Annotated in this window: 25 protein-coding genes; 2 read left to right on the top strand and 23 right to left on the bottom strand. The window is 68.7% G+C overall.

Annotated elements, in window-relative coordinates:
- Positions 1-2,136, top strand: a 2,136-nt coding sequence (locus tag MU407_RS11265) for an acyl-CoA dehydrogenase (protein WP_246957535.1), incomplete at its 5' end; no start/stop codon positions are given.
- 12 nt (positions 2,137-2,148) lie between these two features.
- Here MU407_RS11265 and MU407_RS11270 read toward each other — a convergent pair.
- Both MU407_RS11270 and MU407_RS11275 read right to left on the bottom strand, forming a co-directional pair.
- The gene (locus MU407_RS11270; protein WP_102235344.1) at positions 2,149-2,907 is read right to left on the bottom strand and encodes a deoxynucleoside kinase; all 759 of its coding nucleotides are present in this window, start codon (positions 2,905-2,907) and stop codon (positions 2,149-2,151) included.
- The gene (locus MU407_RS11275) at positions 2,904-3,626 is read right to left on the bottom strand and encodes a deoxynucleoside kinase (RefSeq protein WP_199173862.1); all 723 of its coding nucleotides are present in this window, start codon (positions 3,624-3,626) and stop codon (positions 2,904-2,906) included. The genes MU407_RS11270 and MU407_RS11275 overlap by 4 nt, the downstream gene beginning before the upstream one ends.
- Before the next feature lie 244 nt (positions 3,627-3,870).
- Between MU407_RS11275 and purL the strand changes: the two genes are divergently transcribed.
- The gene (gene purL, locus MU407_RS11280; RefSeq protein WP_246957537.1) at positions 3,871-6,198 is read left to right on the top strand and encodes a phosphoribosylformylglycinamidine synthase subunit PurL; all 2,328 of its coding nucleotides are present in this window, start codon (positions 3,871-3,873) and stop codon (positions 6,196-6,198) included.
- Positions 6,199-6,259: 61 nt separating this feature from the next.
- Here the strand turns inward: purL and MU407_RS11285 are convergent, their stop codons facing one another.
- From MU407_RS11285 to rplN, 21 genes are all read right to left on the bottom strand, one after another.
- A complete protein-coding gene (locus MU407_RS11285) occupies positions 6,260-8,602 on the bottom strand; it encodes a polysaccharide pyruvyl transferase family protein (RefSeq protein WP_246957540.1) in 2,343 nt (780 codons plus the stop codon).
- A 133-nt stretch (positions 8,603-8,735) separates the two neighbouring features.
- Positions 8,736-11,036: an S-layer homology domain-containing protein gene (locus MU407_RS11290; protein ID WP_246957543.1), complete on the bottom strand. Its 2,301-nt coding sequence runs from the start codon at positions 11,034-11,036 to the stop codon at positions 8,736-8,738.
- A 300-nt stretch (positions 11,037-11,336) separates the two neighbouring features.
- Positions 11,337-11,855, bottom strand: coding sequence for a 50S ribosomal protein L17 (gene rplQ, locus MU407_RS11295; protein WP_246957545.1), 519 nt, complete (start codon positions 11,853-11,855; stop codon positions 11,337-11,339).
- Between the two features lie 27 nt (positions 11,856-11,882).
- Entirely contained in the window at positions 11,883-12,878 is a 996-nt protein-coding gene (locus MU407_RS11300) for a DNA-directed RNA polymerase subunit alpha (RefSeq protein ID WP_246957547.1), read from the bottom strand.
- Positions 12,879-13,033: 155 nt separating this feature from the next.
- Complete coding sequence (rpsK, locus tag MU407_RS11305) at positions 13,034-13,438, bottom strand: 30S ribosomal protein S11 (RefSeq protein ID WP_246957549.1); 405 nt, start codon at positions 13,436-13,438, stop codon at positions 13,034-13,036.
- A gap of 106 nt (positions 13,439-13,544) precedes the next feature.
- Complete coding sequence (gene rpsM / locus MU407_RS11310) at positions 13,545-13,919, bottom strand: 30S ribosomal protein S13 (RefSeq protein WP_102235351.1); 375 nt, start codon at positions 13,917-13,919, stop codon at positions 13,545-13,547.
- A 374-nt stretch (positions 13,920-14,293) separates the two neighbouring features.
- Entirely contained in the window at positions 14,294-14,407 is a 114-nt protein-coding gene (gene rpmJ, locus MU407_RS11315) for a 50S ribosomal protein L36 (RefSeq protein WP_015776353.1), read from the bottom strand.
- A gap of 22 nt (positions 14,408-14,429) precedes the next feature.
- Positions 14,430-14,651 carry a translation initiation factor IF-1 gene (gene infA / locus MU407_RS11320; RefSeq protein WP_010550308.1) on the bottom strand — a complete coding sequence of 74 codons (222 nt, stop codon included), beginning with the start codon at positions 14,649-14,651 and terminating at the stop codon, positions 14,430-14,432.
- Positions 14,652-14,972: 321 nt separating this feature from the next.
- Positions 14,973-15,815, bottom strand: a complete 843-nt coding sequence (map, locus tag MU407_RS11325) for a type I methionyl aminopeptidase (RefSeq protein ID WP_102235352.1) — start codon at positions 15,813-15,815, stop codon at positions 14,973-14,975.
- Positions 15,815-16,438 (bottom strand): adenylate kinase, encoded by a 624-nt coding sequence (locus tag MU407_RS11330; RefSeq protein ID WP_246957552.1) that lies wholly within the window; start codon positions 16,436-16,438, stop codon positions 15,815-15,817. The genes map and MU407_RS11330 overlap by 1 nt, the downstream gene beginning before the upstream one ends.
- The gene (secY, locus tag MU407_RS11335) at positions 16,435-17,739 is read right to left on the bottom strand and encodes a preprotein translocase subunit SecY (protein ID WP_246957554.1); all 1,305 of its coding nucleotides are present in this window, start codon (positions 17,737-17,739) and stop codon (positions 16,435-16,437) included. The genes MU407_RS11330 and secY overlap by 4 nt, the downstream gene beginning before the upstream one ends.
- A 153-nt stretch (positions 17,740-17,892) precedes the next feature.
- Entirely contained in the window at positions 17,893-18,357 is a 465-nt protein-coding gene (rplO, locus tag MU407_RS11340; protein ID WP_102235355.1) for a 50S ribosomal protein L15, read from the bottom strand.
- 1 nt (position 18,358) lies between these two features.
- Positions 18,359-18,541 carry a 50S ribosomal protein L30 gene (gene rpmD, locus MU407_RS11345; protein WP_158239369.1) on the bottom strand — a complete coding sequence of 61 codons (183 nt, stop codon included), beginning with the start codon at positions 18,539-18,541 and terminating at the stop codon, positions 18,359-18,361.
- The gene (rpsE, locus tag MU407_RS11350) at positions 18,538-19,212 is read right to left on the bottom strand and encodes a 30S ribosomal protein S5 (RefSeq protein ID WP_102235357.1); all 675 of its coding nucleotides are present in this window, start codon (positions 19,210-19,212) and stop codon (positions 18,538-18,540) included. Before rpsE ends, rpmD begins: the two co-directional genes overlap by 4 nt.
- A gap of 33 nt (positions 19,213-19,245) precedes the next feature.
- Positions 19,246-19,632, bottom strand: a complete 387-nt coding sequence (gene rplR / locus MU407_RS11355) for a 50S ribosomal protein L18 (RefSeq protein WP_102235550.1) — start codon at positions 19,630-19,632, stop codon at positions 19,246-19,248.
- 2 nt (positions 19,633-19,634) lie between these two features.
- On the bottom strand, positions 19,635-20,177 hold the full coding sequence (gene rplF / locus MU407_RS11360; RefSeq protein WP_102235358.1) for a 50S ribosomal protein L6: 543 nt from the start codon (positions 20,175-20,177) through the stop codon (positions 19,635-19,637).
- A gap of 22 nt (positions 20,178-20,199) precedes the next feature.
- Entirely contained in the window at positions 20,200-20,598 is a 399-nt protein-coding gene (gene rpsH, locus MU407_RS11365; protein WP_102235359.1) for a 30S ribosomal protein S8, read from the bottom strand.
- Between the two features lie 66 nt (positions 20,599-20,664).
- The gene (locus MU407_RS11370) at positions 20,665-20,850 is read right to left on the bottom strand and encodes a type Z 30S ribosomal protein S14 (protein ID WP_102235360.1); all 186 of its coding nucleotides are present in this window, start codon (positions 20,848-20,850) and stop codon (positions 20,665-20,667) included.
- A 1-nt stretch (position 20,851) separates the two neighbouring features.
- Positions 20,852-21,421: a 50S ribosomal protein L5 gene (gene rplE, locus MU407_RS11375; protein WP_102235361.1), complete on the bottom strand. Its 570-nt coding sequence runs from the start codon at positions 21,419-21,421 to the stop codon at positions 20,852-20,854.
- A gap of 1 nt (position 21,422) precedes the next feature.
- Positions 21,423-21,809 carry a 50S ribosomal protein L24 gene (gene rplX, locus MU407_RS11380; protein WP_102235362.1) on the bottom strand — a complete coding sequence of 129 codons (387 nt, stop codon included), beginning with the start codon at positions 21,807-21,809 and terminating at the stop codon, positions 21,423-21,425.
- A gap of 1 nt (position 21,810) precedes the next feature.
- On the bottom strand, positions 21,811-22,179 hold the full coding sequence (rplN, locus tag MU407_RS11385) for a 50S ribosomal protein L14 (protein WP_102235363.1): 369 nt from the start codon (positions 22,177-22,179) through the stop codon (positions 21,811-21,813).
- Between the last annotated feature and the right edge of the window lie 401 nt (positions 22,180-22,580).

Here is a 22,580-nt window from a genome sequence, read left to right on the forward strand (position 1 = left end):
CGCTCCCCCCGCACCTCCGATGCGCCGCTCGTCTCCGCCACCCCCACCGGCCCGATCCCGCTGCCGCCGCCGGATGGCCCCCGCCTGGACCCGGATCTGGTCTCCACCGCACTGAAGGGCCGCTGGGCCGCCTCCCGCGATGCCGCCCGGGAGCGGGCGGCCCGGCCCGAGCTGCACCGCCCGCTGGATGTGACGATCTCAGAGCACCGTGAGCGCGTCTTCGAACAGATGCAGCTGCTGGCCAAGGAGCAGGTCTCCTTCCCGATGCTGCCCGAGCACCTGGGCGGCCCCAATGACAACGGCGCCAACGTCTCCGCCTTCGAGGAGCTCGTGGTCGCCGACCCCTCCCTGCAGATCAAGGCGGGTGTGCAGTGGGGGCTGTACACCTCGGCAATCATCCAGCTGGGCGATGAGGAGCAGCAAAAGCGCTGGGTGCCCGATGCGATGAGCCTCAAGACCCCCGGGGCGTTCGCCATGACGGAGATCGGCCACGGCTCCGATGTGCAGTCCCTGGCGACCACCGCGACCTTCGACCCTGAGGGCGGCGAGGACGGCGAGTGGATCATCCACACCCCGTTCCGCGCCGCCTGGAAGGACTACCTGGGCAATGCCGCCCTGCACGCGAAGGCCGCGACCGTGTTCGCGCGCCTCATCACCCGCGGCGTGGACCACGGGGTGCACTGCTTCTACGTGCCGGTGCGGGATGACGACGGCGAGCTGCTGCCCGGGGTCTCGAGCGAGGACGACGGCGAGAAGGGCGGCCTGAACGGCATCGACAACGGACGCCTCGCCTTCGACCACGTGCGCGTTCCGCGGCGGAACCTGCTGAACCGCTACGGGGATGTGACGCCCGACGGCACCTACACCTCCCCCATCGAATCCCCTGGCCGACGCTTCTTCACGATGCTCGGCACCCTCGTACAGGGACGCGTGTCCCTGGACGGCGCCGCGAACCGCGCCTGCCAGCTGGCCCTACACATCGCGATCACCTACGCCACGCAGCGCCGCCAGTTCACCGCCGCGGACCCCACGCAGGAGACCGTGCTGATGGACTACCAGGCCCATCTGCACCGCCTGCTGCCGAGGCTCGCCGCCACCTACGCCGGCGCCTTCGCCCACGAGCAGCTGCTGCAGGCCTTCGACGACGTGTTCTCCGGCCGCGGTGACACCCCCGAAGGCCGCGAGGACCTCGAGACCCTGGCCGCCGCGCTCAAGCCCACCTCCACCCGCCTGGCCCTGGACACCATCCAGGAATGCCGGGAGGCCTGCGGAGGCGCCGGCTTCATGGCGGAGAACCAGCTGGTGGGTCTGCATCAGGATCTCGACGTGTACGCCACCTTCGAGGGTGACAACACGGTGCTGCTGCAGCTGGTGGCCAAGCGCCTGCTGGCCGACTACACGAGCGAGCTGAAGAGCGTGGACCGCGCCGGGATCGGCCGCTTCATCGCCCAGCGCGCCGAGGTGCTGGCCCGGCGCCACACCCCCTGGGCGGATCTCTCGCAGTCGATCGCCGATCGCGGCGACCGTCGGCGCGCCTTCGACTCCCTGCGCTCCGCGGAGTTCCAGGAAGAGGTGCTGGCCGCGCGGGCCCGCGTGAAGGTCGAGGAGGTAGCGCTCGCCCTGCGGCCGGCCGCGAAGATGAGCCCGGCCGATGCGGCCGCGCATGTGAACAAGCATCAGGTGGAGATGCTCGATGCTGCCCGGGCACATGCGGACCTGGTGCGCTGGCGGGCCTTCACCGCCGGGATCTCGGCGATCGAGGATGCGGGCAGCCGCACGGTGCTCACCGATGTGCGGGACCTGTTCGGGCTCACGCTCATCGAGGATGACCTGGCGTGGTTCCTGCTCTCGGGCCAGCTCTCGGCCCAGCGTGGGCGGCAGATCTCGGCCGATGTGCGCCGTCTGCTCTGGCGTCTGCGCCCCCATGTGCTGGATCTCGTGGAGGCCTTCGACATCCGGCCCGGGCATGTGCGCGCCCCGATCGCCCTCGGCGGGGAGCAGCAGCGGCAGGAGGAGGCCGCCGCTTATTACCGGGCGCAGCGAGCGAGCGCGGACGCTCCGGTCAGTGAGAAGGCGCTGCGGGACCGCGAGAAGCAGGCCCGCCGCGGCGGTGGCGGGCGCGCCCGGCGCCGCTGAGGTTCCGGTCTCTCACCACAGCCCCGGGCGGGGATCCATCGCCCGGTGCGTGCGGATGGTGCGGCCGATCGCCCTGACCAGCGGGTCCAGGGTGTGCAGGCCGTCGTGGAGGTCATAGTCGCGCACGTCCACCCGCACCACGGGACACGCGGTGAACGAGCTGATCCACTGCTCGTACCGGGAGTGCAGGTGCCGCCAGTAGTCCACGTCGGTCTCGACCTCCATCGAGCGGCCGCGCCGGGCGATCCGCGCGAGCACCTCGTCCAGATCCGCCTCGAGGTAGATCAGCAGGTCCGGCGGCGGGAAGTACGGCGTCATCGCCATCGCCGCGAACAGCTCCGTGTAGGTGCGGTAGTCCTCCGGGCTCATCGTGCCCTGCTCGGCGTGCATCGCGGCGAAGATGTCGGCATCCTCGTAGATCGAGCGGTCCTGCACGAACCCGCCGCCGTACTCGAACATGCGCTTCTGCTCCTTGAAGCGCTCAGCCAGGAAGTAGATCTGCAGGTGGAAGCTCCACCGCTCGAAGTCGTCGTAGAAGCGCTCGAGGTACGGGTTGCCGTCGACGGACTCAAACGAGGTCTTGAAGCCCAGCCGCTCGGCCAGCGCCGCGGTCAGCGAGGACTTTCCGATGCCGACGGTGCCGGCGATGGTGATGATCGCATCGGTCGGGACGCCGCCGGCGGCATCCGGCAGCTCCAGAGCCTCGTTCTGCTCAGTGTTCTGCTCTGGGCTCTGCGCAGTGCTCTGCTCTGGGTTCTGCTCGGTGCTCATCGCTCCTCCTCCCCGCTGCGCTGCATGGCCTGCGGCGCATCGGCCGTGTCATCGTCGGCGCCCTTGCGTCCGGTGAGGTCCAGGCGGTGCTGCCCCAGCTCCGCCGCGGCGCGCACAGTCTCCAGGATGCTCTCGAGGTCCGCGGGGCGGGAGACGAAGTCCATGGTGGTCGTGTCGATCTCCACCGAGCGCAGCCCTTTCTCCCGCAGCGAGGCGGCGTAGTCGTGGTAGTCCTCGCGCAGATCCAGCAGGTACCGGTCGGTGATGAGGTGCTCGGTCTCGCGTCCGCGCCGCTCGATGCGTCGGCGCAGCACCGGCAGCTGGGCATCGAGGATCACGGTCAGATCCGGCTGCGGCAGACCGTCCACGAGGATGTCGTAGACCGCCTCGAGCTTCGCGAGCTCCTCCGGGCCCAGCGTGCGCCGCGCGAAGATGAGGTTCTTGTGGATGTTGTAGTCGCTGACTACTCCGGCGCTGCGGCCCCGCAGATCCCGCAGCTGCGTGTAGCGGCTGGTGAGGAAGAACATCTCGGTCTGGAAGGACCACTTTTGGATATCGCTGTAGAACTCGGCGAAGAACGGGTTCTCCCCGACGATCTCGGGCTGCTCGCGCAGCCCCCAGCGCTCAGACACCGCGTGCATGAGCGATGTCTTCCCCACGCCGATGGGGCCCTCCACGGCGATGAACATCTCCTGGACCACGAGCTCTTCTCTCCTCACCGCGGCGCTGCTCCGATGCCCGGGGCGTCCCGGGCAGAGACCTCACTGTAGGCCCGGCGGGGGACGAAGCAGCCCTCCACGGCGGGCCGACGGCGCACAGATCACGTCGGCCCCTGCCCACTGCCGCCCCCTGTGCCCTCCGCCACCTCCGGTGCCACCGGGCGCGCCGCGCGCCGCCGTAGACTGTGGGGGCCGCGCTATCGGCACCCCCGTACCTCGCCACCAGAACGGATCACCTGCTGCGATGACCGCTGAGCACTCCCCCGCCGCCTCCTCTGCCGCCGCCGCGGAGGTGGACACCGTCGAGCATGCCGCCGCCACCCCGGAGCAGACGCAGCCCTACGCCGATCTGGGGCTGAAGGAGGACGAGTACACGCTGATCCGCGAGATCCTGGGGCGCCGACCCACGAACGCGGAGCTGGCCATGTACTCGGTGATGTGGTCCGAGCACTGCTCCTACAAGTCCTCCAAGAAGCATCTGCGCACCTTCGGGCAGCGCACCACCGAGGCGATGCGCGAGAAGCTCCTGGTGGGCATGGGAGAGAACGCCGGCGTGGTGGACATCGGCGACGGCTGGGCGGTGACCTTCAAGGTCGAGTCCCACAACCACCCCTCCTATGTGGAGCCCTACCAGGGGGCGGCCACCGGCGTGGGCGGCATCGTGCGCGACATCATCTCGATGGGCGCCCGGCCGGTCGCGGTCATGGATCAGCTGCGCTTCGGCGCCGTGGACCATCCGGACACCGCCCGCGTAGTGCACGGTGTGGTCTCCGGGATCGGCGGCTACGGCAACTCGCTGGGCCTGCCGAACATCGGCGGGGAGACCGTGTTCGATGCCGCCTACCAGACCAACCCGCTGGTGAACGCGCTCGCCGTGGGGGTGCTGCGCCATGAGGACATCCACCTGGCCTCCGCCACCGGCGCCGGCAACAAGGTGGTGCTGTTCGGCGCGCGCACCGGCGGCGACGGCATCGGCGGCGCGTCGATCCTGGCCTCGGAGACCTTCGAGGACGAGGGCCCGGCCAAGCGGCCCAGCGTCCAGGTGGGCGACCCGTTCATGGAGAAGGTCCTCATCGAGTGCTGCCTGGAGCTGTTCGCGGCCGGCACCGTGGAGGGCATCCAGGACCTCGGCGCGGCCGGGATCTCCTGCGCCACCAGCGAGCTCGCGGCCAATGGCGGCTCCGGCATGCATATCCATCTCGAGGAGGTGCTGCTGCGGGACCCCACCCTGAACGCCGGGGAGATCCTCATGAGCGAGTCGCAGGAGCGCATGATGGCGGTGGTCGCGCCGGAGAAGCTCGAGGAGTTCTTGGCGATCGCCGCGCGCTGGGATGTTGAAGCCGCGGTGATCGGCGAGGTCACCGGCAACGGGCGGCTGACGATCGATCATCACGGCCACCGGATCGTGGATGTGGATCCGATGACCGTGGCTGTGGACAGCCCCGTCTACGACCGCCCCTACGCTCGCCCCGACTGGCAGGATGCGCTGCAGGCCGACCGCGCGGAGGACCTCCCCCGCCCGGAGAGCGCCGAGGAGATCGCCGCGACGCTGCGCACCCTGATCGCCTCCCCGAATCTTGCCTCCGCCGGGTGGGTCACCGACCAGTACGACCGGTACGTCGGCGGCAACACGGCGCTGGCCATGCCCGATGACGCCGGGGTGCTGCGCGTGGATGAGAGCACCGGGCACGGTATCGCGATCTCCACGGACGCCAACGGTCGCTACGCGAAGCTCGATCCGCGCACCGGTGCTCAGCAGGCCCTCGCCGAGGCGTACCGCAATGTCGCCACCACCGGGGCGGTGCCGCTGGCGGTCACGGACTGCCTGAACTTCGGCTCCCCCGAAGATCCGGGGCCGATGTGGCAGCTCGTCGAGGCGATCGGCGGTCTCGCCGAGGCCTGCGAGGCCCTCGAGGTGCCGGTCACCGGCGGCAACGTCTCGCTCTACAACTCCACCGGAGAGCCGGGGCTGATCGACTCCGCGATCCACCCCACCCCCGTCGTCGGCGTGCTGGGCGTGCTGGCCGATGTGGCGCGCCGCGTCCCCTCCGGCTGGCAGGGCGAGGATCTGCAGGTGCTGCTGCTGGGCATCACGCACGAGGAGCTCTCCGGCTCCGCCTGGGCCGATGTCATGCACCAGCACCTGGGCGGTCTGCCGCCCCGCGTGGACCTCGAGGCGGAGAAGGCGCTCGCCCGCGTGCTGATCACCGCGGCCGATGAGGGCCTGGGCAGCGCCGCGCATGACCTCTCCCAGGGCGGTCTCGCCCAGACCCTCGTGGAGTGCGTGACCCGCTTCGGCGTCGGCGCGCAGGTGGACCTCGGCGAGCTGACCGCGCGCGATGGCGTGGATACGTTCACGGCCCTGTTCTCCGAATCGCAGGCCCGCGCCGTCGTCGCGGTGCCGTCAGAGAAGGTCGAGCGTCTGCAGCAGGTGGCCGCGGAGCATGGCGTGCCGATGCTGCGCCTGGGCACAACCGGCGGAGACGCCCTCGCGATCGAGGGCGTCGGCGAGTTCGGTATGGCGGAGCTGCGGGAGCTGCGGGAGGGCACGCTGCCGCGCTACTTCGGCTGAGGCGGGACGCAGGCACAGCGGCCAGCCCCGGCGGAATCGGGAAAGGCCGCTGCGGTCGAGCTCAGCTCCGCAGCCGCCGCAGCACTCGGCGAGCCACGCGAGCACCGTGATGTGCGCCGGCGGCCAGGACCTCGCGGGCGCCCCTGCGCAGTGAGGGAGCCGAGTGCTGCGCCTGATGCTGCTGGAGCTGATGTTTTTCGATGCGTTCCAGGCGCACGGTCAGGTCTGCGAGCATCTCCTGGAGCTGTTCGCTCTGCCGGTCGGCGGTGTGCGCGATGAACAGGGGCAGGCCGATCCCATGCTGGTCGGTCCATTCCCGCAGCGCCCTGTCGCGCAGTCTGCGATCAGCGCTGATATGCAACGCGTCCTGGGCGTACATCGAGTTCGCGGAGTCACCGTGGGCGACCAGGCGATGGCGCCACTGCGCGAGCGGACGATCCACGAAGGCGAAGGGGCGCAGCGCGATCGCACGCAGGTAGAACTCGTAGTCACCCACGACACGGAAGCTCTCGTCGTAGGGGCCGACGGCCTCATGCAGGCTCCGCCGGTAGAGCACGCCGATGGGGACCGTGCGGTTCAGCTGCATCATCTCCAGCAGCCGCACCTCATCGAGCTGTCCCCAATGGATGTGACCGCCTTCCTCGACGATTCCCGCGCTGATCTCCCGCTCATAGACGAGCTGGATCTGCACCGCCGCCGCGTCGACATCGGGGCGGGCCTCGAGCTCGGCGATGGTGTCCTGCAGGAACAGCGGGCTCCACGTGTCGTCGTCATCGTGGATGACGAGCAGCGGAGCGCTCGAGGCGGCGATCCCGACGTTGCTGGCCTGCTCCATCCCGGTGCTGTGCGTGCGATGGAGCACGCGGGCTCGTCCCCCGAGGAAATCCGTGTACCGCTCCATCACCTCGTCGACGATCCCCGGGTCTCCGCAGTCGTTGACGATGACCAGCTCCCAGTCCTGGCGGCTCTGGGAGATGACGTCCTGCAGCGCCCGGTCCAGCATCGTGGACCGGTTGCGGGTGCGCATGATGATCGCGACCGCCGGTGCGGGCGGGGCGGAAGGGGCTGAAAGCTCCGCTGCAGCTCTGTCGGGGGCCCGGAAGGGGGCCAGGTGCTGCGTGAGCGCCCCGGTGAAGCGGGGACGGGTGGCGGGCTGCTCGGTGAGCAGCTCGGGCAGGCCGGGGCGGTTTTTGCGGTCGTGGTCTCTGCGCAGGACCTGATCGACGTGGTCCCACCAGGACCGCTGACGCTCCAGGGCGGCCTGGCGCCCTTCCCGCAGGGTCTGGGCTTCGCCCTCGGCGTCCGCGACCACCGCGTCGACCAGCTCGTCGATCAGCGCCCTGCAGGGAGTCTGCAGGACCGGGTCCCACAGGGCGCTGCAGGGAACCGTCGCGTCACGGAGCCCGAGGGTCTCGAAGGCGCCTTCGGTGCGGATGCGTCCGTAATGGTTCAGCGGGAGCGCGAGCACACCGGATTCGGTGGCCGCTCCCAGCACCGCGGGGTGAAAGCGGGTGGTCAGCACCCAGCGGGCCGAGGCGACCTTCTGCACCGCGTCGACATCGCGCAGCAGGGGCAGCAGCTCCACCTCCCCGTCGAGTCGCTCCGCGAGCTCTTCGTGCAGGGCGAGATCTCCCCCACCGTCGTCAGGATCGGCCATATGCGCGAGCAGCTCGATGCTCGCGCCCGTGCGGCTCACCAGGCTCGCCAGAGCCGTCGCAGCGATCTGCAGGTACGGCTCGCGCTCCAGCGGATCGGGGTCTGCTCCGAGGGTGACGGAGATGACGTTGCGCTGCTGTGGTATGTCCGCCACCAGGGCGAGGGCGTCATCGGGGATCAGGCCGAGTCGCGGATGCTCCGGGACCAAGCTCCGGGCCAGGCGCAGGCTGGCCATGTCACGCACCGCCACGCTCGTGCACAGCTCCAGCAGTTCCCCGAGCAGCGCACGGTCCGACGGCATCAGCTCGGGCCCCAGGGTCTGTCCGCTGAGGATCACCGGCAGCCCGAGGGAGCGGGCCACCAGGGCGCTGCCTAGCCGTTCGGACAGCAGCCAGCCATAGCGGGAGTTCAGGCCCCCACCGCCGCCGATGACCAGGGCATCCACGTCACGCATCGCCTCGATGAAGCCGAACAGCTTGTCCCCGCCGTCCAGGGCCTCGGGCCGACCATCGAGCACAGCCCGGATCTCGGCGAGGTAGCGGTCACGATCCTCCAGTGGCCAGGGGAAAACCAGCGCCGGGGTCTCCGGGCGCTCGGGGGATTGGCCCGGCCCGGTCTTCTCCTGACGTGACAACCGCACCACCGTGTGGCCGCGTGCCCGGAGCAGCTGCTCCTCAGCAGTGAAGATCGCTTCATCACCGACGTGGTAGACGCGTTGGTCCACGTCGCACAGCAGCGCTACGCGCATGAATCCTCCCTCGGGGCGGGCTCTCGGGATGAGGAGCCCGGACGCCCGAGGCTCATCCTGTCACGTCCCACCGCGCACAAGGCACTGCCCGCGTCAGCGCGTTCGGGGGCTCGGGGCTCCGTCGCGGCAGGCCTCAGGTCGCGTCGAGCCAGCGGGTGATGAAGGCTGCCATGGCGTCCCGCTTGGTCCCGGCGCGGGGGCGGAACGTCTTGTCGCGCCACCCCGTGGTGATGCCCATGTTCGCCATCCAGGTGATCTCCTTGGCGAACTGGTGGGAGGAGGGCACGTCAGAGAAGCGGTTGGACGTGGAGGTGGAGGTGGCGCGCGAGACCCGGTAGAGGAATGCTGCGAACGCGCCACGCTCCACGGGATCCAGCGGACGGAACGTCCCATCGGACCAGCCCTCGGCAATCCCCTGGCTGTGGGCCCAGCAGATCTCCTTGTAGAACGTGCGCCGTGGGGAGACATCCCGGAAGGGCGAGACCGCCGGTGGGGCGTACGCGGGAGAGCCCTTGGCACGATAGATGAACGCGATCATGGCATCACGCGCGATCGGCAGGTGCGGGCGGTAGGTGCCATCGGACCATCCGGTGGTGATCTTCGAGGCCGCGAGCTCCTCGATCTCCTCGAAGAACTGCATAGTGGCCGGAACGTCCGTAAAGGTGCGAGTGATGAAGCTGTTGCGCCCGCCCTCCCGGATCGCCAGGCCGTTGTCGAAAGGCTGGGTGTACCGTCCGTCCTGCCCGCGGACGTCGGCCAGCGGGCGCCCCCAGCTGGGCCGCCAGCTGCGCCGAATCGAATCCGTTGTGGTCGCCGCCCGGGCCGAGAGCTTCGGCCCCGACACGACGATGCCCTTGGTCAGACGCGTGATGGTGAGCCCGCCCTCCTTCTGCGCCGAGGTGAGCACGGTGCCGAGCGCGGACTCACCGCCGGCGGCGACGAAGGCGCGCAGGTGGTGGCGCCACCCGGAATTCATCCGGGACTGGATCCCCCATCGGAGGTTGTCCATCGTCGAGTACAGCCCGTTGCCCGGGCACGAGGTGAGGTTCACGTCCCGATGCCCGAAGAAGCGGGGCATGCTCACCGTGGTGCCCCTGCTCCAGCGGGTGCCATTGACGCTCACGCGCCACGACGACTTCTCGTGGATATCGCTGCGGAAGGTCGACAGCAGCTTCCACGCCGCGACCTTCATGACGGAGTCTCGAGCCACCGCGCTGGCCGCCAGCGACGAGTAATCCCCCATCACGGAGATGCCGAAGCTGCCGGTGTTGAAGCCCAGCGCGTGGGCGCCGTTCACGTTGCGGGTCAGACCGCCCCGTCGGCCCTCGTAGATCGTTCCGTAGCGGTCGATCAGCACGTTGTAGCCGATGTCCGCCCAGCCCAGCGTGCGCACGTGATAGTCGAAGATCCCGCGGATCTGCTGCGCGGCCTGCGAGGGCGAGTAGTTGTTGGTGCCGGCAGTGTGGTGCAGCACCACCGCCTGCAGCGCAGAGCTGGTGGAGCTGGAACGGGCGGCTCGCTCATCGGCGCCCCACTGGGCGCGGGTCACGATCCGCGGCGCCCCGGGGATACCGAGATCCCGCGGGACCAGGGACATCGGCACGATCGGCCCGAGGGCAGGCCGCGCGGCCCCTACTCCCCCGCCGCCCACGGTCGCGCCGGTCGCGCCGCTGCCATCGGAGGGCGCCGGCGCATCCGCCGGGTCCTCTCCTTCACCGGTCTCCTCGGCCGGGGCGGTCTCTTCGGTGAGGCGCTCCTGCGGCTCCTGGGAGGGCGTGGCCGCCTTGTCTTCGGCAGGAGGCTGCTGGCTGCGCTCCTGGGCTGCGTCCTCCGCGGAGACAGCCCCCTCATCGAGCTCCAGCGGCGCCTGCTTGGGATCATCGGGGAAGTCGATGAGGTGGGCGCTCAGCGCCTCGGTGACATCCTCACCGTCGATCTCGCCGATCACCTCCACCTCGGTGACGTCGGCGAAGAACACCGGCTCGGTGCCGTTGGAGCGCACGCCGGTGTCCAGGTCCACAGCGACCTCGAGGTCATGCCAGGGGCTCCAGGCCCCATCCACCTGCAGGCCACGCACGGAGACGGTCGGCTCCACGCCGCCTTCCTCCCAGGTCACGCCCACCAGAGCGGCCGGGTGTCCGACGATGTGGCGAGCCAGGCGGCCATCGCGCTCGATATGCTCCGCCTCGCGCAGCGCGATGGTCGTGGTGCGCGGCTGGGCAGCCTGCGTGCCGGCTCCGGCGGCCGACGACGGCTGATCCTCCGCACCGCTGACCGGGGCATCCTCCTCTCCATCGGCCAGGGCAGTGCCGCCGCCGATGATCACGGAGGAACCCACCAGGGCTGAGCCGGCGAGGAGGGAGCGGCGCCGCGGACGCAGATCCGGGGTGCGGCCGGATGCATCGGGTAGGGGACGGCGGAGGGAGGCGGACATCGCGGATCTCCTGGGGAAGCGGGGAAGCTACAGAGTGTCCACGGCACAGCGCGAACGCGTCCACCCTAGGCGCCAGATCTCGGGTGCTAGGCAAAGATTCTGCAACAACCGTTCGAATCCCGGATGACCCATCCCACGTCGTTCCGCGTGGGGGTGAGGTCGCCACACCCCATCAGCCCGGCGGGACGACATCCCTTAGCGCCGCAGCCGCCGGCCCGCCGCGCAGCCCCCGGCACAGCATGAGGCCCCGGCACCTTCCGGTGCCGGGGCCTCACGCGCAGCTGTCAGCAGCTCATCCGATCAGTCCTCGGACTTCTGCTCCTCCGCAGTGTCCTCTGCCGGAGTCTCCTCCGCCGGGGTCTCCTCGGCCGGGGTCTCCTCCGCGGACTCAGCAGCGTCGGCCTTGGCCGCGTTCTTCGCCGCGCCCTCAGCCTCCTTCACCACGGCCTGCTTCGGGGAGTACTCCTCGGTGACCAGCTCGATCACAGCCATCGGGGCGTTGTCGCCCTTACGGGGACCCACCTTGGTGATGCGGGTGTAGCCGCCGGGACGCTCCGCGAACGTCGGGGCGATCTCCTCGAACAGGGTGTACACGACGCCCTTGTCACGCACGGTCTGCATGACGCGACGACGGGAGGCGAGGTCACCCTTCTTGGCCTGGGTGATCAGACGCTCGGCGTGCGGGCGCAGCCGCTTGGCCTTGGTCTCAGTGGTGCGAATGGCGCCGTGGCGGAACAGCTCGGTGGCGAGGTTCGCGAGGATCATCTTCTCGTGCGAGGGGGATCCTCCGAGGCGCGCGCCCTTGGTGGGTGCAGGCATGGTCGTTCTCCTTGGTGGAAATGAAGGTCAGTACTGGTCGCCGAAGTCGTCGGAGTAGGAGTCCATGGCCGACGGCTCCAGCCCGCCCACGGAATCCTTGAGCGACAGCCCCAGCTCGGCGAGCTTCGCCTTGACCTCGTCGATGGACTTCTGGCCGAAGTTGCGGATGTCGAGGAGGTCCGCCTCCGAGCGAGAGGTCAGCTCGCCGACGGTGTGCACGCCCTCGCGCATCAGGCAGTTGTAGGAGCGCACCGTGAGGTTCAGGTCGTTGATCGGCAGCGCCAGATCCGCGGCCAGAGCCTGATCCGTGGGCGAGGGGCCGATCTCGATGCCCTCCGCCTCCTGGTTCAGCTCGTGGGCCAGACCGAACAGCTCGACGAGGGTCTTGCCGGCGGAGGCCACCGCATCCCGCGGGGAGATCGCGGGCTTGGTCTCCACGTCCACGATCAGCTTGTCGAAGTCCGTGCGCTGCTCCACACGGGTCGCCTCGACCTTGTAGGTCACCTTCAGCACCGGCGAGTAGATCGAATCGACCGGGATCCGGCCGATCTCGCCGTCCATGCCCTTGTTCTGCTGGGCGGAGACGTAGCCGCGACCGCGCTCGACGATCAGCTCGATCTCCAGGCGGCCCTTGTCGTTCAGGGTCGCGATGTGCAGGTCAGGGTTGTGGATCTCCACACCGGCGGGCGGGGTGATGTCCGCGGCGGTGACCTTCCCGGCCTCCTCGCGGCGCAGGTACATCACGACCGGCTCATCGTTCTCCGAGGAGACGACGAGGTTCTTGATGTTGAGGATGACCTCGGTGATGTCCTCCTTCACGCCGGGCACGGTGCTGAACTCGTGCAGCACCCCGTCGACGCGGATCGAGGTGACCGCGGCACCGGGGATGGAGGACAGCAGGGTGCGGCGCAGGGAGTTGCCGAGGGTGTAGCCGAAGCCCGGCTCGAGCGGCTCGATGACGAACCGGGAGCGGTTGTCCGACACGACCTCTTCGGTCAGCGTGGGGCGCTGTGCGATGAGCACTGGTGGATCCTTTCAGCGAACGTCCGCCATATGACGCTCAGAAGGGGGGCGGTGGGCCTAGATGACAGATGGTCTGGTCCGTCCCGGACACGGCGATGCCCCGTCCGGCACGGCAGGCCGGGACGGGGCGGGCCCCGTCACGGCCGATGACGCGATCAGACGCGGCGGCGCTTGGCCGGGCGGGTGCCGTTGTGCGGCTGCGGGGTAACGTCCTGGATCGAGCCGACCTCGAGACCCGTCGCGGTCAGCGAACGGATCGCGGTCTCACGGCCGGAGCCGGGGCCCTTGACGAAGACGTCGACCTTCTTCAGGCCGTGCTCCTGCGCCCGGCGCGCGGCGGCCTCAGCGGCCATCTGCGCGGCGTACGGGGTGGACTTGCGCGACCCCTTGAAGCCGACCTGACCGGCCGACGCCCAGGAGATCACGGCACCGGTCGGATCCGTGATGGACACGATCGTGTTGTTGAACGTGCTCTTGATGTAGGCCTGGCCGTTGACGACGTTCTTCTTGTCCTTGCGGCGCGGCTTGCGGGCCGCGGCCTGGCGGGTCTTGGTTGCCATGCGGCAGAACTCCTCTGGTGGGTTGCGGATGCGCCGGATCCCTCAGCGGCGCGAAGTGACTGCGGGCTCGAGCCGGATCAAGCGGCCGAGCTCAGCGCTCAGGGGATCAGCGGGTCTTCTTCTTGCCGGCGACGGTGCGCTTGGGGCCCTTACGGGTGCGCGCATTGGTCTTGGTGCGCTGACCGCGCACGGGCAGGCCGCGGCGGTGGCGCAGGCCCTGATAGCTGCCGATCTCCACCTTGCGGCGGATATCAGCGGCGACCTCGCGGCGCAGGTCACCCTCGACCATGTAGTTCGCCTCGATGTGATCGCGCAGCTTCACGAGCTCCTCGTCGGTCACCTCGCGGACGCGCTTATCGCCGGAGACGCCGGTCGCGGCCAGGGTCTCCAGGGCGCGGGTGCGACCCACGCCGAAGATGTACGTCAGGGCGACCTCGAGGCGCTTCTCGCGCGGAAGATCGACTCCCACCAGACGTGCCATGTGCAGATTCTCCTACTGTCTCGGAGGCCTGATCCGATTCCCCGCCCTGGGATGCCTCCCGGGCGCCGCAGCCTCCGTCCTGCGGGTGGCCGACTGATGCCGGTGGAATCGTCTCTTCTGTTGTTATGTGCCCGCAAGCGGGCAGGTGCCCCGAAGGGCGTGCCGCCGGTGCGGCGGCAGGGTCACACCAGCGGGGCAATCAGCCCTGCTCGCTGTGCTGATCTCCTCCCGTTCGACCTCGGGGACGGCTCGTACCTCGCCGGCCCTCGGCCTCACAGTTCGTCGATTCAGCTGTGCTCGTTGCGCTGATCTCCTCCCGTTCGACCTCGGGGACGGCTCGTACCTCGCCGGCCCTCGGCCTCACAGTTCGTCGATCAGCCCTGACGCTGCTTGTGACGGGGGTTCGAGCAGATGACCATGACGCGCGCGTGGCGACGGATCACCTTGCAGTTGTCGCAGATCGGCTTGACGCTCGGCTTGACCTTCATTGCGTTCCTTCTCCCGGGACGATCACTTGTAGCGGTAGACGATGCGGCCCCGATCGAGGTCGTAGGGGCTCAGCTCGACGACAACGCGGTCCTCGGGAAGGATGCGGATGTAGTGCTGGCGCATCTTCCCGGAGATGTGCGCGAGCACCATGTGCCCGTTGTCGAGCTCCACGCGGAAGCGCGCGTTCGCGAGCGCCTCCGTGACCGTGCCTTCGACCTCGATCACTCCGTCCTTCTTCGCCATGCCTCCCCAATCTCTCGCCTCCGGGGCCGGAGGCTGAGTTCCGCGTTGCTGAGTTCCTGACTTATCAGGTCCTGCACACCGCGACGCCAGGTGACGAGGCGGTGAGGGTGCTGCTCCCATCAGATGCCGATGCGGCACTGCCGCTGGACCACCGACGGGCCATCCGGCGAGCCCACAGACCCACTCAGAAACGCCGCGCGTGCGGAGCACACCCGATGGATCAGCCTACACGGGCACGGTCAGCAAGACCATGGCCTCGCACGATGACGCCGGTCACTCCCGCGGGGCAGCTCAAGGCCCGAAACCTCCCTCGTCGGACCCTCACTCCCCCGCCACCGGGTCCGGGGCGGCGCGCACCCCGCGCCGCGCCAGCTCCTCCTCGCCGCCATCCCCAGCAGTCAGCACGAGCAGACCCTGCTCGGTGACGGCCACCGAATGCTCTTCATGGGCAGCGCGACCGCCACCGGTGGCGCGCACCGTCCAGTCATCCTCGTCGAGCTCCCAGGTTCCCGAACCCTGGATCAGCATCGGCTCGATCGCCAGGCACATGCCGGGACGGACCTTCGGGCCGCGCGAGCGGGTGCGATAGTTCATGACATCCGGCGGCTGATGCATCGCGGTGCCGATCCCGTGCCCACCGAAGCCCTCCAGATGCGAGAGCGCATCCCCGGCGGCGTCGGCGACGAAGTCCTCGATCGCCGCGCCGACATCGCCCACCCGCTGAGCGGTCGCGAGCGCCGCGATACCGGTCCACAGCGCATCCCGGGTGACCTCCACCAGATCCTCATCGGCCACCGAGCGGGGCTCGCCCACCACATGGGTGCGGGCGGCATCGGAATGCCAGCCATCCAGGATCAGACCGCCGTCGATCGAGACCAGATCCCCCTCCTCGAGCACCTGCTCGCCGGGGATGCCGTGGACCACGACCTCGTTGACGCTGATGCACAGCGTGGCCGGGAAACCCATGTACCCCAGGAAGTTCGGGGTGCCGCCGAGGTCCCGGATCATCTCATGCGCGAGATCATCGAGGTGGTCGGTGGTGATCCCGGGGCGGATCTGCTCGGCGAGCATCTCGTGGACCTGATGCAGCGCCAGCCCACTGCGACGCATCTGGTGGATCTGCTCCGGGGTCTTGAGCTCCACCCGTTCCGGACGCAGCCCCATCAGGCGCCGAGAGCATCGCGCAGGGACGCGGTCACCTGGTCGATCGAGGCCATGCCATCCACGCGGCGCACCAGGCCGCGCTTGTCGTACACGTCGATCAGCGGGGCGGTCTGCTCGGCGTACACCTCGAGGCGACGACGGATCGTCTCCTCGGTGTCATCGCTGCGCCCCTGCTCCTGACCGCGGGCCACCAGACGCTCGATCACCGCGTCGGTCTCCACGACCAGCAGCAGTACGGCGTCCAGCTCGGAGCCGAGCTCGGTGAGCATCCCGTCCAGCGCCTCGACCTGATCCAGGGTGCGCGGGTAGCCGTCCAGCAGGAAGCCGTCCCGCGCATCGTCCTCATCCAGGCGGGAGCGGACCATGTCATTGGTGACGGAATCGGGCACGTACTCGCCCTTGTCCATGTAGGACTTCGCGAGCACCCCCAGCTCGGTCTGACCCGAGACGTTGGCGCGGAAGATGTCGCCGGTGGAAATCGCGGGGATGGCCAGCTCCTGTGCGAGGCGCGCCGCCTGGGTGCCCTTGCCGGCGCCGGGCGGGCCCACGATCAGCAGACGGCGGGCGCTGGGGCGACCGTCGGCGGTCTGCGGAGCGTTGGAGGCATCGGACGTGGTGGTCACCGGAGGATCCCTTCGTAGTGATGCTGCTGGAGCTTGGCGTCGACCTGCTTCACGGTGTCCAGCCCCACACCGATGATGATCAGCAGCGAGGCGCCACCCAGCGGGAAGTCCTGCGAGGTGCCCAGGTACACCAGGGCCAGCAGCGGGATGAGACAGATGATTGCGAGGTACACGGCCCCCGCGGACTGGATGCGATTGATGACGTAGCGCAGGTACCGCTCAGTGGGCTTGCCTGCGCGCACATTCGGGATGAAGCCGCCGTACTTCTTCATGTTGTCGGCGATCTCCTCCGCGTTGAACGTGATGGAGACGTAGAAGAACGCGAAGAAGATGATCAGGGCCACGAACACCACGGCGTAGACCCAGGAGAAGCTGTAGCCCATCACCAGGTGCTGGTTGATCCACTGCACCCAGGCGGCATTCGGGTCACCGAAGCTCGAGGCCATCTGCGGCAGCGCCAGGATCGAGCTGGCGAAGATCACGGGGATCACACCGGCCTGGTTGACCTTGATGGGGATGTAGGTGGAGGTGCCGCCGTACATGCGTCGGCCCACCATGCGCTTGGCGTACTGCACGGGCACGCGGCGCTGGGACTGCTCGACGAAGACCATGCCCACCATGACCACCAGCGCCACGAGGAGCACCAGGCCGAAGACCATCCACCCCTTGAGCATCCACACCTGACCGAAGGCGGTCGGGAAGGACGCGGCGATCGAGGAGAAGATCATCAGCGACATGCCGTTGCCGATGCCACGTTCGGTGATCATCTCGCCCATGAACATGATCAGCACGGTGCCGACGGTCATCGTCAGCACCATCAGCAGCAGCGTAGGCACGGACTGATCGGGCACCAGCTCGAGATTGCAGCCCACGAAGAAGTTGCCCGAGCGCACCAGGGTGATGATCGTGGTGGCCTGTAGGACCGACAGTCCGATCGTGAGATAGCGGGTGTACTGCGTGAGCTTCGCGGTGCCGGAGGCGCCCTCCTTGTGCAGCGCCTCGAACCGCGGGATCACCACGCGCAGCAGCTGCACGATGATCGACGCGGTGATGTACGGCATCACGCCCAGCGAGAACACCGACAGCTGTAGCAGCGCCCCGCCGGAGAACATGTTCACCATGCCCAGCACGCTGCCGTTCTGCGCGCCCAGCGCGGCATCTGCACAGCGCTGGACGTTGGTGGCGTCGAACCCCGGCGTAGGGACGAACACGCCCAGCCGGTACACGGCGATCATTCCGAGGGTGAAGAGGATCTTCGCCCTGAGCTCAGGGGTGCGCAGCGCGCGCACAATTGAGTTCACCAGTTTCCCTCCTGGAGGTCCGCGGTCGAGATCGCACTCGTCACGATCTTCCCTCGGGCCGTGACATACAGGCACCCGACGGACCGGCCCCGGTACGGCGACGGGGCACCGCGGCGCACACTATCCGCGCCGCGATGCCCCGTCAAAAGTGGTTCACGCGATGGTGACGGATCCGCCAGCCGCCGCGATCTTCTGCTCCGCCGAGGCGGAGAACTTCTGCGCGGTGACATCGAGCTTGACGCTCACGTCGCCGGAGCCGAGCACCTTCACGGGCTGGTTCTTGCGCACCGCGCCCTTGGCCACGAGGTCCTCTACCGTGACAGTGCCGCCCTCGGGGAACAGCTCCTGCAGGGTCGAGAGGTTCACGACCTGGTACTCAACGCGGAACGGGTTGGTGAACCCGCGCAGCTTGGGCAGGCGCATATGCATCGGCATCTGGCCGCCCTCGAAGCCCAGCGGAACCTGGTACCGGGCCTTCGTGCCCTTGGTACCGCGGCCCGCGGTCTTACCCTTGGATGCCTCGCCACGGCCCACGCGAGTGCGCGCGGTCTTGGCACCGGGCGCGGGGCGCAGGTCGTGGAGCTTCAGCGGCGCGCCGCTGTTGTCAGTGTTGTTCATGTCAGTCCACCTCTTCGGTCGTCACCAGATGGGTGACGGCGCGGATCATGCCGCGGATCTCGGGGCGGTCCTCCTTCACCACGGTGTCACCGATGCGCTTGAGGCCGAGGCCGCGCAGGGTGGCTCGCTGGCTCTGGTTGCCGCCGATCTCGGATCGAATCTGCGTCACCTTGATCTGCATCAGGCACCCACCTTCTCCGCACGGGCCGCGGCGCGACCCTCGGCCTGGGCTCGCAGGAGCGGCGCCGGGACGACGTCCTCGACCGCAAGGCCACGGCGCGCGGCCACGGCCTCGGGCTCCTCGAGCTGCTGGAGCGCGTCCACGGTGGCCCGCACGATGTTGATCGCGTTGGTCGAGCCGAGGGACTTCGACAGCACGTCCTGCACGCCCGCGCACTCCAGCACGGCGCGCACCGGACCGCCGGCGATCACACCGGTACCGGGAGCGGCCGGACGCAGCAGAACGGTGCCTGCCGCATCGTGCCCCTGCACGGTGTGCACGACGGTGCCCTGGATGCGGGGGACGCGGAAGAAGTTCTTCTTCGCCTCCTCGACCCCCTTGGAGATCGCCGCGGGCACCTCCTTGGCCTTGCCGTAGCCGACGCCGACGGTGCCATCGCCGTCACCGACCACCACGAGGGCGGTGAAGGAGAAGCGACGGCCACCCTTGACGACCTTGGAGACGCGGTTGATCTTCACCACGCGCTCGAGGAGCGCCGACTTATCGGCGTCCTGACCGCGGTCCCGACCGCGGCCGCCCTGACGCCCGCCGCTCTGGCGAGCGCCGCGCTCGTTGTTGTTGTCATCCCGCCGGCCGGAGGCCGCGGGACCATTGCCACGCTGCTGTGCAGCCATTTCAGATCCTCTTCTCGTCCTGGGTCCGGGGGGTCACAGTGCCAGACCGGCCTCGCGGGCGCCGTCGGCGACGGCGGCCACACGGCCGTGGTACTTATTGCCGCTGCGGTCGAACACGACAGACTCGATCCCGGCGGCCTTGGCGCGCTCGGCGATCAGGGCGCCGACGGTGCGGGCCTTGTCCGTCTTGGTGGCGTCCGACTGGCGCAGATCCGCCTCCATGGAGGAGGCCGAGACCAGCGTCTTGCCCAGGGAGTCGTCGACGACCTGGACGAACACGTGACGCGAGGACCGGGTGACGACCAGGCGCGGACGCTCGGCGGTGCCGATGACGCGACGGCGCACGCGCAGGTGACGCCGACCGCGAGCGCGCAGCTTGGAGCCGCGGTTGCCCTTGGTGTGCTTGAGTGCGTACCCCATGATCACTTACCAGCCTTTCCGGCCTTGCGGATCACGACCTCGTCGGCGTACCGCACGCCCTTGCCCTTGTAGGGCTCCGGCTTGCGGATCTTGCGGATGTTCGCGGCGACCTCGCCCACCTGCTGCTTGTCGATGCCGTTGACCGAGAACTTGGTCGGCGACTCGACGGCGAAGGTGATGCCCTGGGGCGCCTTCACCACGACGGGGTGGGAGAAGCCGAGGGCGAACTCGAGGTCCGTGCCCTTCGCGGTGACGCGGTAACCGGTCCCCACGATCTCCAGCTTCTTGGTGAAGCCCTCGGTCACGCCGAGGACCAGGTTGTTGATGAGCGTGCGGGTCAGGCCGTGGAGGGCCTTGGACTCCCGCTCGTCGTCGGGGCGATTGACGACGATGGAGCCGTCCTCGCCGCGCTCGACGGTCAGCGGAGCCGGCACCACGTGCTTGAGCTCGCCCTTGGGACCGGTCACCGTGACGGTGCGGTCCTCGATGGTGACGTTCTGGACAGAGGCCGGCACTGCGACCGGCAGGCGTCCGATGCGGGACATATTCGGTGTTCTCCTCTCCCGCTCACCAGATGTAGGCGAGGACTTCCCCACCCACACCCTTCTGGGCTGCCTGCTTGTCCGTCAGGAGGCCGGAGGACGTGGACAGGATCGCCACGCCCAGGCCGCCGAGGACCTTGGGCAGGTTGTTGGACTTCGCGTACACGCGCAGGCCGGGCTTGCTGATGCGGCGGATCCCGGAGATCGCACGCTCCCGGCTGTCGGAGTACTTCAGCTCGAGGACGAGGTTCTTGCCGACCTCGGCCTCCTCCTCGTGCCAGCCCAGGATGTAGCCCTCGGCCTTGAGGATGTCCGCGATGCGGGCCTTCAGCTTCGAGTACGGCATGGACGCGGTCTCGTGGTACGCCCCGGAGGCGTTACGGATCCGCGTGAGCATGTCCGCGATCGGATCGGTCATGGTCATGTCTGTTGCTTCTTCCTCACCTGGTTTCCCCGTGCCCTGTGGGCCGAGGACCTGTGGCGGTAGTCCTTACCAGCTGCTCTTCGTGACGCCGGGCAGTTCGCCGCGATGGGCCATCTCGCGCAGGCACACGCGGCACAGGCCGAACTTGCGGTACACGGAGTGCGGGCGACCGCAGCGCTGGCACCGGGTGTACGCGCGGACCGCGAACTTGGGCTTGCGCTCCGCCTTCTTGATCAGGGCAGTCTTGGCCATATCAGTTCTCCTTGAAGGGGAAGCCGAGCGCCTTGAGCAGCGCGCGCCCCTCGTCGTCGGTCTTCGCAGTGGTGACGACCGTGATGTCCATGCCGCGGACGCGGTCGATCTTGTCCTGGTCGATCTCGTGGAACATGACCTGCTCGGTGAGACCGAAGGTGTAGTTGCCGTTGCCGTCGAAGTGCTTCGGCGACAGACCGCGGAAGTCGCGGATGCGCGGCAGGGCGGTGGACAGCAGACGGTCCAGGAACTCCCACATGCGTGCACCGCGCAGGGTGACGTGGGCGCCGATGGGCATGCCCTCACGCAGCTTGAACTGCGCGATGGACTTGCGGGCCTTGGTGACCTGGGGCTTCTGGCCGGTGATGGCGGCGAGGTCCTTGATCGCGCCGTCGATCACCTTGGAGTCGCGAGCGGCGTCGCCGACGCCCATGTTCACGACGATCTTCGTCAGGCCGGGCACGAGCATGACGTTCTTGTAGCCGAACTGCTCGGTCAGAGCCGGACGGACGGTCTCGTTGTACTTGGTCTTCAGACGCGGGGTGGGCGCCTGGGTCTGGGTCTCGGTCATCTCAGATGTCCTTCCCGGAGCGCTTCGCGTAACGGACGCGCACCTGCTTGGTGCGGCCGTTCTCGAGCTCGACGGTCTCGACGCGGTAGCCGATCTTGGTCGGCTTGTTGTCCTCGGGGTCCACGAACGCCACGTTGGAGACGTGGATCGGGGCCTCGCGCTGCTCGATCCCGCCGGCGCCGCCGGCCTGGGTGGGCTTGAGGTGGTGGGTACGACGGTTCACGCCCTCGACCAGCACGCGCTGGGTGTCGGGGAAGACCTGCAGGACACGGCCCTGCTTGCCCTTGTCGCCCGGCTCCAGACCGCGCTTGGCGGCCTTGTCGGCATCGCTGGTGCGACCGGTGATGACCTGCACCAGGTCACCCTTCTTGATCTTCATCTTTGCCATGTCACAGCACCTCCGGTGCCAGCGAGACGATCTTCATGAATCGCTTGTCGCGCAGCTCACGGCCGACGGGGCCGAAGATACGGGTGCCGCGCGGCTCGCCGTCGGTCTTGAGGATGACTGCGGCGTTCTCGTCGAAGCGGATGTAGGAGCCGTCGACGCGACGGACCTCCTTGGACGTGCGGACGACGACGGCCTTGACCACGTCGCCCTTCTTGACGTTTCCACCGGGGATGGCGTCCTTGACGGTCGCCACGATGGTGTCGCCGATGCTGGCGTAACGGCGACCGGAGCCACCGAGAACCCGGATGCAGAGGATCTCCTTGGCACCCGTGTTGTCGGCGACCTTCAGTCGCGACTCCTGCTGAATCACTCGTTCTCCTATCGTCTCGCCGGTTCTCTTCCCCCGTGTGCGGGGACCGAGCCTGGCGGAACGGAATCTGGACCGTGCCCGGCCGCCCCCGGATCGGGATCCGACGCGGGCGCTGCCGTCGACGGGCTCCGGGCACCGAAAAATCCTCGACCGGACTCAGGCACTGGCGTGCTGAACGCGGGGCGTTCGCCTCATGTGCGAGGTCTCCGGTGAGGAGGGATCTGGTGGTACCGGATCCTGTCGCGGAACCCCGGTGCCCCCTGCGCGGTCGGACCGCACGGAGAGCATGGCGCTCCGGCAACCGTTCAATCGTACGGGGGACGTGCGTGGATGTCACCCCCGAGGTTGGGGCCGATGCATGTGTGCTTGCTCTCCCCCGAGGCGTGTGTCCCCCGCACCCC

The sequence above is a fragment of the Brachybacterium sp. Marseille-Q7125 genome (genome assembly GCF_023062615.1).
In the GTDB taxonomy this organism is placed as follows: domain Bacteria; phylum Actinomycetota; class Actinomycetes; order Actinomycetales; family Dermabacteraceae; genus Brachybacterium.